Origin of the sequence: Geminicoccus harenae (assembly GCF_019800005.1) — a bacterium.
GTDB classification, from domain to species: domain Bacteria; phylum Pseudomonadota; class Alphaproteobacteria; order Geminicoccales; family Geminicoccaceae; genus Geminicoccus; species Geminicoccus harenae.
Window position 1 is genome coordinate 126772 of sequence record NZ_JABGCL010000010.1, and the last position, 15977, is coordinate 142748.

13 protein-coding genes are annotated in these 15977 nt (G+C 68.3%); 9 read left to right on the forward strand and 4 right to left on the reverse strand.

Annotation, left to right across the window (positions count from 1 at the left end):
- Nucleotides 1-312 precede the first annotated feature (312 nt).
- From HLA95_RS11645 to HLA95_RS11655, 3 genes are read right to left on the reverse strand one after another with little or no spacing between them, the layout of a single operon-like run.
- Nucleotides 313-1257: a dimethyl sulfoxide reductase anchor subunit family protein gene (locus HLA95_RS11645; protein ID WP_191058822.1), complete on the reverse strand. Its 945-nt coding sequence runs from the start codon at nucleotides 1255-1257 to the stop codon at nucleotides 313-315.
- A 38-nt stretch (nucleotides 1258-1295) separates the two neighbouring features.
- Nucleotides 1296-2027 (reverse strand): 4Fe-4S dicluster domain-containing protein, encoded by a 732-nt coding sequence (locus HLA95_RS11650; protein WP_191058823.1) that lies wholly within the window; start codon nucleotides 2025-2027, stop codon nucleotides 1296-1298.
- Nucleotides 2024-4885 (reverse strand): molybdopterin-dependent oxidoreductase, encoded by a 2862-nt coding sequence (locus tag HLA95_RS11655; protein WP_191058824.1) that lies wholly within the window; start codon nucleotides 4883-4885, stop codon nucleotides 2024-2026. Before HLA95_RS11655 ends, HLA95_RS11650 begins: the two co-directional genes overlap by 4 nt.
- Nucleotides 4886-5210: 325 nt before the next feature.
- On the opposite strand from HLA95_RS11655, the gene HLA95_RS28215 reads away from it, so the two are divergent.
- The 5 genes from HLA95_RS28215 to HLA95_RS11680 all read left to right on the forward strand — a co-directional run bounded on the left by HLA95_RS28215 (nucleotide 5211) and on the right by HLA95_RS11680 (nucleotide 9286).
- Nucleotides 5211-5936: a MotA/TolQ/ExbB proton channel family protein gene (locus HLA95_RS28215; protein WP_255591843.1), complete on the forward strand. Its 726-nt coding sequence runs from the start codon at nucleotides 5211-5213 to the stop codon at nucleotides 5934-5936.
- Nucleotides 5923-6537, forward strand: coding sequence for a DUF2135 domain-containing protein (locus tag HLA95_RS11665; protein ID WP_191058825.1), 615 nt, complete (start codon nucleotides 5923-5925; stop codon nucleotides 6535-6537). The genes HLA95_RS28215 and HLA95_RS11665 overlap by 14 nt, the downstream gene beginning before the upstream one ends.
- Entirely contained in the window at nucleotides 6534-7049 is a 516-nt protein-coding gene (locus HLA95_RS11670) for a hypothetical protein (RefSeq protein ID WP_191058826.1), read from the forward strand. Before HLA95_RS11665 ends, HLA95_RS11670 begins: the two co-directional genes overlap by 4 nt.
- A 61-nt stretch (nucleotides 7050-7110) precedes the next feature.
- The gene (locus HLA95_RS11675) at nucleotides 7111-8019 is read left to right on the forward strand and encodes a DMT family transporter (RefSeq protein WP_191058827.1); all 909 of its coding nucleotides are present in this window, start codon (nucleotides 7111-7113) and stop codon (nucleotides 8017-8019) included.
- Nucleotides 8020-8257: 238 nt separating this feature from the next.
- Entirely contained in the window at nucleotides 8258-9286 is a 1029-nt protein-coding gene (locus HLA95_RS11680) for a hypothetical protein (RefSeq protein ID WP_191058828.1), read from the forward strand.
- Between the two features lie 79 nt (nucleotides 9287-9365).
- Here HLA95_RS11680 and HLA95_RS11685 read toward each other — a convergent pair whose 3' ends face one another.
- The gene (locus HLA95_RS11685; RefSeq protein WP_191059500.1) at nucleotides 9366-10283 is read right to left on the reverse strand and encodes a PfkB family carbohydrate kinase; all 918 of its coding nucleotides are present in this window, start codon (nucleotides 10281-10283) and stop codon (nucleotides 9366-9368) included.
- A gap of 262 nt (nucleotides 10284-10545) precedes the next feature.
- On the opposite strand from HLA95_RS11685, the gene HLA95_RS11690 reads away from it, so the two are divergent.
- From HLA95_RS11690 to HLA95_RS11705, 4 genes are all read left to right on the forward strand, one after another.
- A complete protein-coding gene (locus HLA95_RS11690; protein ID WP_191059501.1) occupies nucleotides 10546-11661 on the forward strand; it encodes a glycosyltransferase family 4 protein in 1116 nt (371 codons plus the stop codon).
- Between the two features lie 11 nt (nucleotides 11662-11672).
- Complete coding sequence (locus tag HLA95_RS11695) at nucleotides 11673-13844, forward strand: amylo-alpha-1,6-glucosidase (protein WP_191059502.1); 2172 nt, start codon at nucleotides 11673-11675, stop codon at nucleotides 13842-13844.
- 9 nt (nucleotides 13845-13853) lie between these two features.
- Nucleotides 13854-14954 carry a DNA topoisomerase IB gene (locus HLA95_RS11700; protein WP_191059503.1) on the forward strand — a complete coding sequence of 367 codons (1101 nt, stop codon included), beginning with the start codon at nucleotides 13854-13856 and terminating at the stop codon, nucleotides 14952-14954.
- A gap of 124 nt (nucleotides 14955-15078) precedes the next feature.
- On the forward strand, nucleotides 15079-15840 hold the full coding sequence (locus HLA95_RS11705) for a DUF2243 domain-containing protein (protein ID WP_191059504.1): 762 nt from the start codon (nucleotides 15079-15081) through the stop codon (nucleotides 15838-15840).
- Nucleotides 15841-15977: the final 137 nt, after the last annotated feature.

The window sequence follows — 15977 nt, forward strand, 5'->3', positions numbered from 1 at the left end:
ATCACTGTATGGACGCCGGCATGCCTGATTCATGATTCAATATTGCTTTTCGTTAATGCTGCTGCGACTATCCGTCCATGGACAATGGCGATGCGTCATTCTCGCAGAGCATGTTCCGAGGGGCGCCAAGTGGCCCCGGCAGATGGTCGTACGCCCGAAGGGGCGCAGGCATGTTCAGGTGATAGCTCGGCATAGGTTGATCGGACGTACGGGTGGCGAGACGCATCGCCCGCATTTTCAGTCGAGCCTGATTGGAGGCCACCCGTACGTTTCTCTTCCCCCAGGCACGGTCGAGCTGCCGCCTTTGCGTCTTCAGGCGGCCTGCTCGCCGTAATACAGGCTCATCGTGTGCTTCGCCTCGGCGAAGAACAGCCAGCGCTCGACGAGCGTGCCGGTCAGGGTCGCCGCGGCGGCAAGGGCGGTGAGCAGCACGGCGAACCACGGGCTGGGCGCCCAGGTCGCCACCAGGATCAGCAGCCACGGCACTGCCAGCCCCAGCACCAGTGCTATATGCCGCAGCTTGGCGGCGTGCTTGCGCGCGACGCGGAAGCCCATCTCCTTCATCAGGTAGTTGGAGCTGGTATGCGGCGGCTCCAGGAGCCGGACCTTGCCGAACCCGGCGAGCCCGGTGGCGCTGCCGATCGTGGCGACCGGTGCGGCGGCGTCACCCGAGCGCCACCCCCACCACTTGACCGCCCAGGCGAGCGGCAGGGTGAGCAGGGCCAGGAGATGGAAGGCCGGGAGCGCCGGCTCCACCCATGGTCCGGCCAGCAGTGCCGCCAGCACCGACCCGGTCGCCAGTGCCAGGCAGAGATAGACGGGCGTGGTGGTCGGCTGGTGCCAGCGCGGGATCGGCGGCAGCGACTGGTAGATCATCCCGGTGCAGAACACGGTCGCGGCCGCGCCCGCTGCCGTCAGCAGCGCCAGCGGCCACGGCGCCCGGCCATCGAGCACCCAGAACAGGGCGAGCAGGCCCGCCGGCAGGAAGGTCAGCAGCGCGGCGACACCTTCGCGGGACAGCCAGGACGAGCGCCACTGGCTGATCGCCCGCCAGGCCCGCTCCTTGCGGCGCAGATGGCCGAGCGAGGTCAGGAGGCCCGCCGTGATCATGACGAGTGCCGTGCCCAGGCCCAGCAGGCCCGCGAGCGGCGCCGGCGGCACGATCCCCAGCAGCACGGTCAGCGCCAGGACGAACAGAAGCCCGTAGCCCGCCCCGGACAGGGTGGAGAACAGCAGGAGGGACGGAGCCGGCTGCATCTTTCAGCGCATTCCGGCCGGAGGGGCTGCCGGCACCATCAGGAAAGGACCTTGTCCAGCCAGCCGAGGAATCCGCCGTTCGGCGAGGCATCCTCCAGCTCCGAGTCCGCCCGGCCCTCGCTGCGCCGGCCCGGCCGCGGCGGCAGGTACTTGTTGGTCGGCCGGTAGCCGAGCTCGGCCATCAGGTCGAAGCCGCCACGCTCGGCCACCAGCCGGCTCACCTTGCTGTCCGGATCGGCGAGGTCGCCGAAATGGCGCGCCGTGGTGGGGCAGGTGCGCACGCAGGCGGGCTCGCGCTCCGACTCGGGCAGGTCGGCAGCCCCGATCCGGTCCACGCAGAGCGTGCACTTCTTCATCACCCCCGCCTGCCCATCCAGCTCGCGGGCGCCATAGGGGCAGGCCCAGGCGCACAGGCCGCAGCCGATGCACTTGTCCTCGTCCACCAGGACGATGCCGTCGGACGCCCGCTTGAACGAGGCGCCGGTCGGGCAAACCGTCACGCAATGGGCGTTCTCGCAATGCAGGCAGGACTTGGGGAAGTGGACCATCCGGCCGTCCGCGCCCGAGCCGGCCTCGAAGCCGTGCACGCGGTTGAGCCAGGTGCCGGACGGCCCAGCGCCATAGGCCTGCTCGTCCGCGAGCGGGGCCCCATAGCCGCCCGTGTTCCATTCCTTGCACGCGACCACGCAGGCCTGGCAGCCCACGCAGGTGTCGAGGTCGATCACCAGGCCCAGGCGCCGGGGCGAGGGTGCTGCCGGCAGCATCGTCATCGGCTGGGCCTCCAGGGGCGGAACTGGCTGCCATAGGCGACCTGATCGGGTGCCGGCGGCTGGCCGGGCGGGCGGGCGATCGGCGGGAAGACCGGATGGACCCGCTCGTCCGGGCGGACGACCTTCTCGATCCGCACGGTCAGGTCATACCAGGCGGCCTGGCCGGTGACCGGATCGGCGTTCGGATAACGCTGGCCGTCCTCCCTTGCCGGCAGGAGATCGTCGATCAGGTGGTTCAACAGGAAGCCGCGCCGGGCTTCATTGGTATCCTTGTCGAGTCCCCAGGTGCCGGCGCGCTTGCCGATCGCGTTCCAGGTCCACACTGTCTGCCCGTTCACCCCTTCCATCACCCGAACCTGGACCTGGATGGCCCCGTGCCGGCTTTCCAGCAGCACCCAGTCATCGTCCGCCAGCCCATGCCGTGCCGCCTCCGCTGCCGGGATGTAGAGCCGGTTCTCGGCCAGGATCTGGCGGAGCCAGACATTCTGCGAATGCCAGGCATGGTACATGGCCATCGGCCGCTGGGTGATCGCATGGAGGGGAAAGCGGTCGCGGTTGGCCGCCGCGTCGAACGGCGGGTACCAGAATGGCAGCGGGTCGAAATAGGTGGCGACCCTGGTACGGTGCCGCTCGGGCGGCAGCACCTTGCCGTGACCCTGGCCGGCCAGCCGGAACTTCTGCAAGGGCTCGCTGTAGAGTTGCACGGTGAGCGGGCCCACGGCCGGCATCATGCCGGTGCGGACCGCGAGGTCCTGATAGTCCTTGTTGAAATGCTTCATGAACCGGGCGGAGGGCGGCAGCTCCTCCTGGAAGAAGCAGCCATTTTCGACATAGCGCTGGAGCTGGTCCGGGTTGGGTGGCCCCTTGCCGGTGAGCGACCCGTCCTCGCCGCGCCAGCCGGCGAGCGGCCCGATGCCGGGGGTGCGCTCGTGGCGGACCATGTAGTCCGCATAGGACCGGTAGCGCGGGTTGCCGTCGCCATCGGTGAAGGCGCCCAGGCCCAGGCGCCAGCCGAGCTCGATCAGCACGTCCTGGAACGGGCGCACGTCGCGGTCGGGGGCGAGCACTGGCTGGCGGATCGAGTCCTGGATGGCATCGGCGGAGCCGATCGGCCGGTCCAGGAGCGAGATGCAGTCGTGCCGCTCCAGATAGGTCGTGTCGGGCAGGATCAGGTCGGCATAGGCGACCGTCTCGGAATAGAAGGCATCCGAGTAGATGATCCGCGGGATGACATATTCGCCGGTCGCCGGATCGATCTCGGTCAGCCAGTCGATCGTCTCCTTGGTGTTCATGGCCGAGTTCCAGGCCATGTTCGCCATGTACATGAACAGCGTGTCGATCCGGTACGGGTCGCCCCGCTTGGCATTGCCGATCACGAGCTGCATCAGCCCGTGGGCGGAGAGCGGCGCCTCCCAGGAATAGGCCTTGTCGATCCGCACCGGCTCGCCGGCATCGTCGACCAGCAGGTCCTCCGGGCCCAGCGGATAGCCCAGCGGCATGCCCGGCAGCGGGCGGCCGGGATGGATGTGCTCCGGCTTGCCCGCGGGCTTGGGGCCGGGCGGGATGGTCTTCGGGTAGGGCGTCTCGAAGCGATGACTACCCGGCGTGTCGAGCGCACCCAGCAGGGCCTGGAGCAGATGGAGCGAGCGGCAGGTATGGAAGCCGTTGCTGTGCGCGCTGATCCCGCGCATCGCATGCATCGCCACCGGCCGGCCGACGAACCGCTCGTGGCGCTTGCCCCACACGTCGGTCCAGGGCGTCTCGACCACCACCGGCTGTCCGAACGCGGCGTCGGCCAGTTCCGCGGCGATCCGCCGGATGGTGGCGGCCGGAATTCCGCAGCGCTCCGCCACCTGGTCGGGCGCGAAGTCCGGCTGGCCGTAGCGGCGTGCCATCAGCTCGAACACCGGCCGCGCCTGGCGGCCGTCCGGCAGCTCCACCAGGCCTGCCAGCATCGGGTCGACGTCCGCCCCTTCCGCCGGCTGCAGCGTGCGGGTCGCGAGGTCCATGCAGAGCGGGCGGCCCTGCTCGTCGCGGGCGAACAGGCCGTCGCCGTCGGTGCCTGCGGCCTCCACCACCAGCCAGCCGGAATTGGTGAAGCGCTGCAGATAGGGGATGTCGACCTTGCCGGCGCGGAGCAGCTCGTGGATCAGGGCGATCACGAACAGGCCGTCCGTGCCCGGCGTGATCGGCAGCCATTCATCGGCGATCGCCGAATAGCCGGTGCGGACCGGGTTGACCGAGACGAACTTCGCACCCCGATCCTTCAGCCGGGCCAGGCCCAGCTTGATCGGGTTGCTGTCATGGTCCTCGGCCACGCCGAACATCAAAAAGTAGTGGGCGCGCTCATAGTCGGGCTCGCCGAACTCCCAGAACGAGCCGCCATGGGTGTACATGCCGGCGGTTGCCATGTTCACCGAGCAAAACCCGCCATGCGCCGCGAAATTGGGCGTGCCGAACTCCTTGGCGAAGAAGCCGGTGAGTGCCTGGGACTGGTCGCGGCCGGTGAAGAAAGCGAGCTTCCTGGGATCGTCGTAGCGCACGCGCGACAGCCAGCCGGTCGCGATCTCCAGCGCCTCGTCCCAGCCGATCGGCCGGAACTGGCCGCTGCCGCGCGGGCCGTTGCGCAGGAGCGGCTGCCGGAGCTTGGCCGGCGAGTGCTGCTGCATGATGCCGGCCGAGCCCTTGGCGCACAGCACGCCGCGATTGACCGGATGATCTGGATTGCCGTCGATGAAGCGCAGCTCGCCGTCCTGCAGATGCACCCGGATGCCGCAGCGGCAGGCGCACATGTAGCAGGTCGTGGTCCTGATCTCGTCCGCGGCGACCCGTTGCCCGTCCCGCGTCACGTCCGCCATGCGTCCAGCCGCCACTCCATCACCCCTCTGGAGGCGCGTCCTGAACGCCCCTCGGCCACCATCGACGGAAGGTTAGGCGGCGAAGCCGCCCTTGGCGAGCACGCTATCCGGGAGGTGCGGGGCCCGGAAGCAGCACTGGCCGGGGCCAGGAGGATCACCGCTGCGCATGGAACCAAGGCAGCACAGGAAAGTTGCCTGGGTCACATGCGTATGACCTGCGCGGTTTTATGCATTTCAGCAATCGCCCGAGTCTGGTTGGGTTGCCGACATCATGACCATGGCTCGACGTCGCCCCTGACCCGCAGGCCGGCAACGGAAAGATCGCATGCGCGGTCGTTCCGCCGCTGCCGGCTGGAGACGGATCGCCATGATCTCTGCCGCCGCCTTCCAGGACCGACCCTCACCGTCCGACGCTGCGTCCAGGGCCACCTGGCGCTGGATGATCGCGTTCCGCTTCCTGCTCATCAACATGGTGGGCCTGGCCCTGGTCGGTGCCGCCTGGATCGCGGGCATCCTCGACCCGGTCCTCGCCACGGACAGCACCCATCTGGTGAAGCTGATCGTCGCGGTGTTCGTGGTGGGGCTGGTCTGGTCGGCGCAACGCGCCCTGATGCTCGCCCGCGAGCTCAATGCCCTGGACCAGGCGAACCCGGCCGGGGACAGCCGGGTGGGACAATGGCTGCGAGCCATCCGGGGCAGCGACGCCGCCATGCGGGCCAACCTCGCCGCCGCCTTCAGGCTCAAGATCGCGCATCGGATCGCCTCGGTCCGCCATCTGGCCGGCACGCTCGTGCTGCTGGGCCTGATCGGCACGGTGGTCGGCTTCATCCAGGCGCTGTCCGGCGTTCAGCCGGACACGGTGGGCGACGTCGCGGCGATCCCCGGCATGGTCTCCAGGCTGCTCGAGGGCATGGCCACCGCACTCTTCACGACCCTGGTCGGCTCCGCCCTGAACATCTGGCTGATGCTCAACTACCGCCTCCTGGAAGCGGGCAGCGTCCACCTGCTGGCGCGGCTGGTGGAGCAGGGAGAAGCCCATGCACGCGCTTGACGATTCCGAGGACGACGCGGCCGACACCGTCTTCCGTGACACGATCATGCTGGCGCTGGCGGGTTTCGTCACGGTGGTGATCATCATGCTCGCGCACATCCGGCCCGAGGCTCAGGCTTCCGCCACGGCCGAAGCGGCGACCATGCCGGGCAACGTCATGATCGAGGCGCACTGGGCGGGCGACCTCGATACCGATGTCGACCTGTGGGTACAGGGGCCGGGCGACGTGCCGGTAGGCTACTCCAACAAGGGCGGCGGCCTGTTCAACCTGCTACGCGACGACCTCGGCAAGCAGATGGACCTGTCCGGCCAGAACTACGAGGTCAGCTATACGCGCGGCCTCCTGCCGGGCGAGTACACGGTCAACCTCCATCTCTACCGCAACCGCTCCACCCTGCAGTCGGTCCCGGTCAAGGTCGTCGCCAGCGTCAAGAAGGACGCCAACGAGGTCTCCAGGCAGATCCTGGTGAGCGACACCCAGCTGGACCGCGAGGGCCAGGAGAAGACCGTGTTCCGCTTCCGGCTCGATGACGAGGGGGGACTCGTCCAGGACAGCGTGACGACGCTGTTCCGGTCGCTGCGCTCAGGGACCAAGACATGACCACCCTCACCCTCCTGTTCGTCGTTTCGGTGCTGCTGGCTGCCGGGCTGGCATCGGCGGTGCTGTGGTCGCGCCACCGGACCACGGTGAAGCTCGGCGCGCTCGCGGGCCTGCTCTGCTTCCTGCCGATCGGCTATGCCGCCTATGCGGACCTGCTCAGCCGGCCAAAGCCGGTGGGGCTGGAGTGGTGGCACCGCAATGCCGAGGAGGCCACGGTGATCGGCCAGCAGCTGCGCGAGGGCGAGGGCCTGTTCCTCTGGCTGCAGTTCTCTGCCGATCCCGAGCCCCGCGCCTATGTCCTGCCCTGGGACGGCAAGCTCGCCGAGCAGCTCCAGACGGCCTGGGAGGAGGCGCAGAAGAACGGCACCGGGGTGCGCATGAAGCTGCCGTTCGAGGCGACCCTGGACGCGCGCGAGCCCAAGTTCTACGCGCTGCCGCAGCCCCAGCTCCCGTCGAAGGACCACCAGAGCGAGCAGGCGCTGCGGGTCGAGCCGCCCGGCGAGGACGCCTGACCGCTGCCGCCGGGCCCTGGCCCATTGCCGATGGCGCGCCGCCGCGCTACCGGCAGCCGCCATGAATGGCGCCTTTCCTCGCGACGGCTGGCTGCTCCTGTTCCCGCCTTTGTTCTGGGCGATCAACACGGTGGTCGGCCGGGCGCTGGCCGGGCATTTCCCGCCGATCGCCCTGTCGCTCGGCCGCTGGTCGCTGGCGTTCCTGTTCCTGCTGCCCTTCGCGCTCGGGGCCATGCGGGGCCAAGGCAGCGTGCTGCGCCAACACTGGCGGGCCATGCTCGCTCTGTCCCTCCTGGGGGTGGGGCTCTACAATTCCCTGCTCTACACCGCACTGATCACCTCGCAGCCGGTCAACGTCCTGCTGATCGGGGCGACCGCACCCAGCTTCGTGCTGCTGGCGGAAGCGGCGCTGGCCAGGCGCCTGCCCGACTGGCGCGCCGTGCTGGCGACACTCCTGTCGATCGGCGGCGTGCTCGCGGTCGGCACGGGCGGCAGCCTCGCCAACCTGGCCCACCTCCAGTTCGCCGAAGGTGACCTGGTGATGATCGTGGCCACCCTGGTCTGGGCCGCCTACACGCTGGTGCTCAAGCGCGCCCGCCCGCCGATGCCCATGGCACCCTTGCTGCTCGTGCAGATCGGTGTTGGTGCCGCCCTGCTCGTGCCGGCCTTTCTGGTGGAATGGCTGGTGTTCCAGCCGGTGATGCGGCTGGACGGCCAAGTGGCGGCGAGCCTCCTCTATGTCGCGATCTTCCCCTCGATCCTGGCCTATCTGTGCTGGGACCGGGGCGTGGCGGCCGCCGGTGCGCAGGTCGCGGTGGTGCTGGCCAACCTCACCCCGATCCTGGCGGCACTGCTGGCCTGGCTGTTCCTGGGCGAGGCGATCGGGCCGCAGCACCTGGTGGCCGCAGCGATGATCTTCACCGCGATCCGCCTGGCGACGACCGCGCCGAAGGAAGCGCTGGCGAGCTAGGCGCGCAACCCCTGCATGCGGCTTTTTGCCGGAAGTTGCGGCAAAACCCCGAAGCTGTACTCGCGCTGTCATCGAACCTGTGGCAGGAGTGCCCGCGGAGCAGGCAGGCGGATGCGCGTCCGGGGTCGGCGTGCGCGAATGCCTTCGGTGCTCACCGGACAACAGGGACGCAGGCCGGGCAGCATGCCCGCGCCACCGCACGACCCCACCGCACGTTCAACACAGCTTGGAGATCATCGTGGCTAGCAACAGGCTAGAGGAGAAGCTGGAGCGGATCCGCAAGGATTCGACCGTGAAGGACTTCGCGATCTGCGACGCGAAGGACGGCGACATGGGCGGCGGCATCCCGATGCCGGGCCCGGTGCGCGGCGCGGACGGCAAGCCCACCGGCAAGTGGAAGACCCGCGAGGCGCATCTCCAGCAGATCCGCGACATCGTCCGCCAGGACATCGTCGACCTGATGCTGGTCTCGGTCTCCACGCTCGAGATCCTGAAGGAAGAGGGTCTGTTCGAGGGCAGCCGGGTCGGCACCGCGATCCGCGCCAACGACACCACCGAGATCAAGGGCCCGCGCAACAGCCAGTACCGCAAGACCGCGTCGCTGCCGTTCCGCACCGCCGAGATCCCGCATGCCATGTATGGCCGGCTCGACGCGGAGCCCGGCACGCCGCCGACGCTCACCGACCTCGGCCTCTACTCCGTCACCTTCGTGGGCGACGCCGAGCAGGACCGCGAGGCGCTGAACCACTACCGCGACTTCCGCGCCGAGGCCGAGGAGTGGGGCTTCAAGCACTTCCTCGAGGTGTTCAACCCGAACGTCGGGTTCGAGAACAACTCGATCGAAGAGATCGGCGACTTCGTCAACGACAGCATCCTCCACACCATCGCCGGCGTGCCGCGGATCTCGCAGCCGCAGTTCCTGAAGATGCCGTTCAACGGCCCGAAGGCGCTGACCGAGCTGGCCGAGTATGACCCGCGCCTGATCGTGGGCATCCTGGGCGGCGGTGCCGGCACCACCCGCGACACATTCGAGCTCCTGGCCGCCTCGCAGAAATACGGCGCCCGCCTGGTCCTGTTCGGCCGCAAGATCAACCTGGCCGAGCACCCGCTGGCGATCGTGAAGCTGATGAAGGCGGTTGTGGATGGCGAGACCACCCCGGCCGAGGCGGTGAAGGCCTATCACGGCGAGCTGGAGACGGCCGGCATCCGCCCGATCCGCGACCTGTCCGCCGACATGGAGATCACCGAGGCCGTCCTGAAGATGTGATCCCGCCAAGGGACTGCATCCAGCGGAACCAGGAGGGCCGCCCGGCAACCGGGCGGCCCTTCGCCGTTCCAGGGACCGGTCAGCCGATCAGGCGCATGGCCTGCTCGACCGCCTGGCGGTCCGGCATCCCGTCCCAGCCGTTGCCGGCCTGACACTTGAGCCCGGCTGCCGCCGTGGCGAAGCGGATCGTCCGCTCGATCGGCATGCCTTCCGTCAAGCCGCCGGCGAACGCGCCATGGAAGACATCGCCGGCTCCGGTAGTGTCGCGGCAGGTCACCTGGATGGCCGGCACGTAGAGGAACTCCCCGCCGATCCACCAGACCGAGCCCTTCTCGCCCAGGGTCACGCCGAGGTCGCGCCCGATCCGGGTGCTCAGGCCCTCCAGACTGGTCCGGTCCGGCGCTGCGCCACCGGCCAGCTTGGCGAACGCACCCTCGGACAGGATCGGGTAGGTGGCGAGTTGGGAGAGCTGCAGCAGCCGGTCGCCGCCGCGGCTGTCCTCGCCGTCGAACACGCTCGGCACGCCCAGGCCCCGGGCCGCCTCCAGGATCGCGAGGGAGCCCTCGATCCAGGCGGAATCGGCCAGCACGGCGCCAGCGCCCTGGAGCCGGTCGAGCGGCAGCTTGCCGGCCGGGCGCTCGAACAGGTCGGCGCCATGGGCCACGATCAGGCGCTCGCCCAGGCGGTCGACCATCACGACCGCGAGAACGGTCTGCGCGTCCTCCACCATGGCGAGGCCGCTGACATCGACCCCATGCCGGGCCAGTGCCTCGCGGGTCTGAATCCCATCCGCGTCATTGCCGACATTGCCCCAGAAGGCCGCTCGGATCCCGAGCCGGCTGCAGGCGACCGCGCCGGTCCCGGCCGGGCCGCCATTGCGGCGCGTCCGGCTCTTCGCGAGGATCTTGTTGGGCTCCCGCGGGATGACGTCGAGCTGGAAGACGAGATCCACGACGGCTGCCCCAAGGCAGATGACCGGGCCGCGTGCCGCCGCCATCAGGCGCCCGCCACGCTGCGCAAGCCGTCGCGACCGGCGCCATTTTGGCGCACTTGATGCATGTGAATACGCTCCCTAGATCATGCTCGCTTTTCCGCAGCATGCCCGCCGCCTCGCCGGAACGCCACTGGCGCAGAGGCAGGGGACGCTCCGGCCGAAGCCTTGCTGGCTCACGGGCCCGCGCCGACGCCTCCGGGCAGGCTGTAGGAACTTCATCTCTGACCAGAGGTTCTGACGCAGGCTGCTGTCGCAAGGCTGAAGCATGAAGATCGCGCAGATTGCCCCCCTGATTGAAAGCGTTCCACCTCGTCTGTACGGCGGCACCGAGCGGGTCGTGTCCTGGCTGACCGACCAGCTCGTCGACATGGGCCACGAGGTGACCCTCTTCGCTTCTGGTGATTCGCTCACCAAGGCGGAACTGGTGCCGTGCGTTGAGCGCGCCCTGCGCCTGGGTGGTACCCATGATGACCAGGTCCTGTCCTACCTCGTGATGATGGACGAGGTCGCCAGGCGTGTGGACGAGTTCGATGTCCTGCACTTCCACATCGACGGCTTCCACTTCCCTCTGTTCCGCAAGCATGCATCGCGTGTCTTCACCACGCTGCATGGCCGCCAGGACTTGCCGGCCCTGCGCAGCTTCTATCGCCGGTTCCCCGAGTATCCGCTGATCTCCATTTCCGACCATCAGCGCCTGCCGGTGCCGGATGCGAACTTCGTCGCCACCATCCATCATGGCCTGCCGCTGGACCTGCACCAGCCGACCCTCGAGCCTGGAGGCGACTACCTGGCCTTCCTCGGGCGGGTCTCGCCGGAAAAGGGCCTGGACCGCGCGATCGAGATCGCGACGCGGGTGAACATGCCGCTCAAGATCGCGGCAAAGGTCGATGCCGCCGACGAGCGCTACTTCCGCGAGGTGGTCCAGCCCATGCTCGACCGGCCGAACGTTACCTTCATCGGCGAGATCGACGAGCGCCAGAAGACCCACTTCCTCGGCGACGCCCGGGCACTCCTGTTCCCCGTCGACTGGCCGGAGCCGTTCGGGCTCGTTCTGACGGAAGCCATGGCGTGCGGCACGCCGGTGCTGGCGTTCAGGTGCGGCTCCGTTCCGGAGATCATCCGGACCGGGGTGAACGGGGTGATCGTCGATTCCATGGACGAGGCGGTGGCCCAGCTTCCGCGGGTGCTGCAGCTGGACCGCAGAGAGGTGCGCCACACCTTCGTCCGGCGGTTCTCCGCGGAGCGGATGGCATCCCAGTACCTGGACCTGTTCCGCGCCGCGACCGAGAGGCCGCTGGTCTGCAAGGTGCAGGAGCGGCCTGACGACAGCCTCATCGCGATGGCTAGGCCTGCCAAGACCAGGATGCAGGCCCTGAGCTGAGGGACGCAGCCATGCTGCCCGTCGATCCAACGTCAGCCGCAGGTCAGACGCCCTTCTACATCGCGGCCATCGGCCCCAGCTCCCGGCCCCGCCACACCCTCAAGCAGGGCGACACCTTCGCGGTGATCGATTCGCACGGCGAGATCGGCATCTCCGCAGGTGGCCCGGACGGGGTGTTCCACGACGGCACCCGGCACCTTTCCCGCCTGTCCTTCGAGATCGACGGGGCAGCACCGCTGGTGCTGGGCTCGGAGATCACCGAGGACAATGCCGGGCTGGTGATCGAGCTGACCAACCCGGACATGATCCGGGACGGCAGGCTCTACCTGGCCAAGGACACGGTCTATTTCAGCCGCTTCTTCTTCCTGTGGGAGGGTGCGCTGCACGAGCGCTGCTCGATCCACAACCATGGGCTGGAGCCGGTCCGCTTCACCTTGACCTACCGGTTCGATGCGGACTTCGCCGACCTGTTCGAGGTGCGGGGCCTGCATCGCCCCGTCCGGGGCATACGGCGAGATCCTTCGGTCGAACCGAACGGGGTCACGCTGGCCTATCTCGGGCTGGATAAGGTCGAGCGCCACACCCGTCTGCAGTTCCGTCCGGCTCCGTCCGCGCTCGACCGGCGGATGATCCGGTTCGACATCACCCTGGAGCCCCGGGGGCGCTGCTCGCGCTTCATCACCATCGGCTGCAATCAGCAGCCGGCGGCCGACGAACTCGCCTTCCTCGGCAACATCAAGCGGGCGCGGCGCGTCGCCCAGCGGACGCGGCAGCGCGCATCCAAGATCCAAATCGCCAACGAGCGGATCAACCAGGTGTTCGACCGCTCGCTGGCCGACCTGTGCATGCTTTCCACCGACACGCCGCAGGGACCCTATCCCTATGCCGGCATTCCCTGGTACTCGACCACCTTCGGGCGCGACGGCATCCTCACCGCCATCGAGGCGCTCTGGGCGGATCCGATGATCGGCAAGGGCGTGCTCTGCTGCCTCGCTGCGTTGCAGGCGACCAGCCATGACCCGAAGGCCGACGCCGAGGCAGGCAAGATCCTCCACGAGATGCGCGGCGGCGAGATGGCGGCGCTGGGCGAGGTACCGTTCCGCCTCTACTACGGCAGCGTCGACTCGACCCCGCTCTTCCTGATGCTGGCCGGGCTCTATTTCGAGCGGACCGGCGACATCGACACGATGCGCCGGCTATGGCCGAACTTCCAGGCGGCGCTGGCCTGGATCGATGGCCCGGGCGATCCCGATGGCGACGGGTTCGTCGAGTACCAGCGTGCCACCGAGGCCGGCCTGGACAATCAGGGCTGGAAGGACTCGCACGATTCGATCTTCCATGCCGATGGCCGGCTCGCAAAGGGTCCGATCGCGCTGGTCGAGGTCCAGGCCTATGTCTTCGCCGCCAAGCTGGCGATGGCCAAGGTCGCGGCCGCACTGGACGAGCCGGACATCGCGCAGCGCCTGCGCAACGAGGCGGAAAGGCTGCGCGTCCGCTTCGAGGAAGCGTTCTGGTGCGAGAGGCTCGGCACCTATGCGCTGGCGCTGGATGGCGACAAGCGGCGTTGCGAGGTGATCAGCTCCAATGCCGGTCATGTCCTGTTCGGTGGCATCGCCTCGGTCGATCGTGCGCGTTCGGTGGCGCGGGTGCTGCTCGACAACGCCTCGTTCTCGGGCTGGGGCGTGCGGACGATTGCGCAGGGCGAGGCGCGCTTCAATCCGATGTCCTACCATAATGGATCGGTCTGGCCGCACGATAACGCGATCATCGCCCTGGGCTTCGCCCATTACGGCCTGAAGTCAGAGGTGGTGCGGATCGTCGACGCGATGTTCGGAGCAGCCTGCTGGATGGAGCTGAACCGCCTCCCGGAGCTGTTCTGCGGTTTTCGGCGCCGGGAACGGCGCGGTCCCACTCTCTATCCGGTCGCCTGCGCCCCACAGGCCTGGGCGGCAGCAGCTCCGCTGGCTTTCCTGCGCGCCTGCCTCGGCATGTCGTTTGACCCCGACGCGCAGCGGGTACGTTTTGTCGAACCCTACCTGCCGTCCCATTTCCAGAGCATCACGATCCGTGGCCTGGACCTGGGTGGAGCCAAGCTCGACGTGGAAATCCGGGGCAGGGGACGTGACATATCCGTCGCCGTGACCGGCCGCACCGGCGCTGGCCACGCCATCCTTGTGCTGTAACGGAGCCTCATGGCGAATGCTGCCCCTGTGACGATGCCGCCAGGAACGTTCCTGCGCTACGTCAACCACGACATGCCCGGCATCAGCCGCCGTCGCTCCGGCAAGGGGTTCGCCTACCGCGATCCCGAGGGGCGGACGATCAGGGGCAAGGACACGCTCGCCTGGATCCGCTCGCTGGCGATCCCGCCGGCCTGGACCGAGGTGTGGATCGCGCCTTTCCGCGACGCGCACCTGCTGGCGGTGGGGCGCGACGACCGCGGACGGATGCAGTACCGCTACCATCCCGAATGGCGGGCGGCGCAGGATGCCACCAAGTTCGAGCGGATGCTGGAGTTCGGCCGGACCCTGCCGACCATCCGCAGCGCCGTGCAGGCCGACCTCGCCAGGCCGGGCCTGCACAAGCGGCGGGTCCTTGCGGTGGTCGTCCAGCTCCTCGAGGTCACCCATGTCCGGGTCGGCAACGAGGAATATGCCAAGGCCAACAAGAGCTACGGCCTGACCACGCTGAAGGACCGCCACCTCAAGATCAACGGCACCACGCTGCGCTTCCGCTTCAAGGGCAAGAGCGGCAAGGAGCACCAGATCACCCTGCGCGACCGCCGGCTGGCGCGCCTGGTCGGCAAGCTGCAGGATCTGCCCGGCCAGCATCTGTTCCAGTACCTGGATGAGGACGGCACCCGGCAGCCGGTCGATTCCGCCGACGTGAACGCCTATCTGCGCGAGATCTCCGGCAGCAACTTCACCGCCAAGGACTTCCGCACCTGGGCGGCCACCGTGCTGTGCGCCTTCGCGCTCAGCGCCACGGAAGCGTTCGAGACCCAGGCTGCCGCCAAGCGCAACCTCAAGCAGGCGATCGAGCGGGTGGCACGCCGCCTGGGCCACACGCCCACGATCTGCCGCAAGAGCTACATCCACCCGGGACTGGTCGAGGACTATCTGGCCGGCGAGCTCTTCCAGGTGCTCAAGATCGAGCAGGCAATGGCCGACCTCGAGGAATATGTGAGCCTGGAGCCCTACGAGACGGCCGTGCTCGACTACCTGAGTCGGCGATTGAACAGGGCAATGGACAACGCCGATCAAGCCTGTGCGGGAACATTGGTCGCCTCCTGATGTCGGCGATCCCCGGTGACGGTTGGTCCTTCTGGTGAACAATTCCTGATTCGTGCACAGAAGTCATCGGACCGGAACATTCGGCTTCCTGTGCCGTTCGCTCCAGTTGAAAGGAGCATCGTCCATGTGGTCATTACCCTGGACCCGGTACGGCGCAATACTGGGCTTCTCGCTCGGCGGCTTTTTCGACGGCATCCTCCTGCACCAGATCCTCCAATGGCATCACCTCCTGAGCCTTGTCCCTGGTGTGGCCGATCTGCGGGCGCAGGTGCTGTGGGACGGCTACTTCCACGCCCTGATGTATGTCATCGCCATCGTCGGTCTGTGGGGCTTGTGGCGCGCGCACCGGAGCGTCGAGGGCGGGCGGGGCCGTCCGCTCCTCAGCGCACTGCTGGTGGGCTTCGGCCTGTGGCATGTAGCGGATGCGGTGCTGTCGCACTGGCTGCTGGGGATCCATCGGATCAAGCTCGACAGCGAGAGCCCGCTGCTGTGGGACCTGATCTGGTTGGTTGCCTTCGGTGTGGTGCCCCTGGTGGCCGGATGGGCTCTTGCTCGTGGCGGTGGCGCAGGCCCGACCAAGTTGCAGCACTCGGCCCTGGTGATGCTGCTGCTGACCTTTGCGACCGCTGGAGCGGGAGCCTGGGCGCTGCGCCCTCCTCCTGACCAGCCGTTCACCACGGTCGTGTTCCGGCCGGACTACGGCACCGACCAGATCTTCGCTGCCCTTTCATCCCTGGATGCTCGCCTCGTCTGGAGCGATCCGATGATGAGCGTGGTTGTCGTGGATGTGCAGCCCGAGCGGCGATGGAGGCTCTACCAGCACGGGGCCCTGCTGGTCAGCGGTTCAGGCGTCCCCGCAGGCTGCTTTGCATGGAGCACGGTGTGAGGCGGCGGCACCCCGGCAGCGAAGGGCGAAGCTCCGGGCTTACCGCCGGCCGGCTATGAGTGCTCCGAAGCTGTCAGTGCACCACCCAAAAACCCGAAGAAGCCGCCGGCCGAGCACGAAGCTGGCCGCGTCGGCCA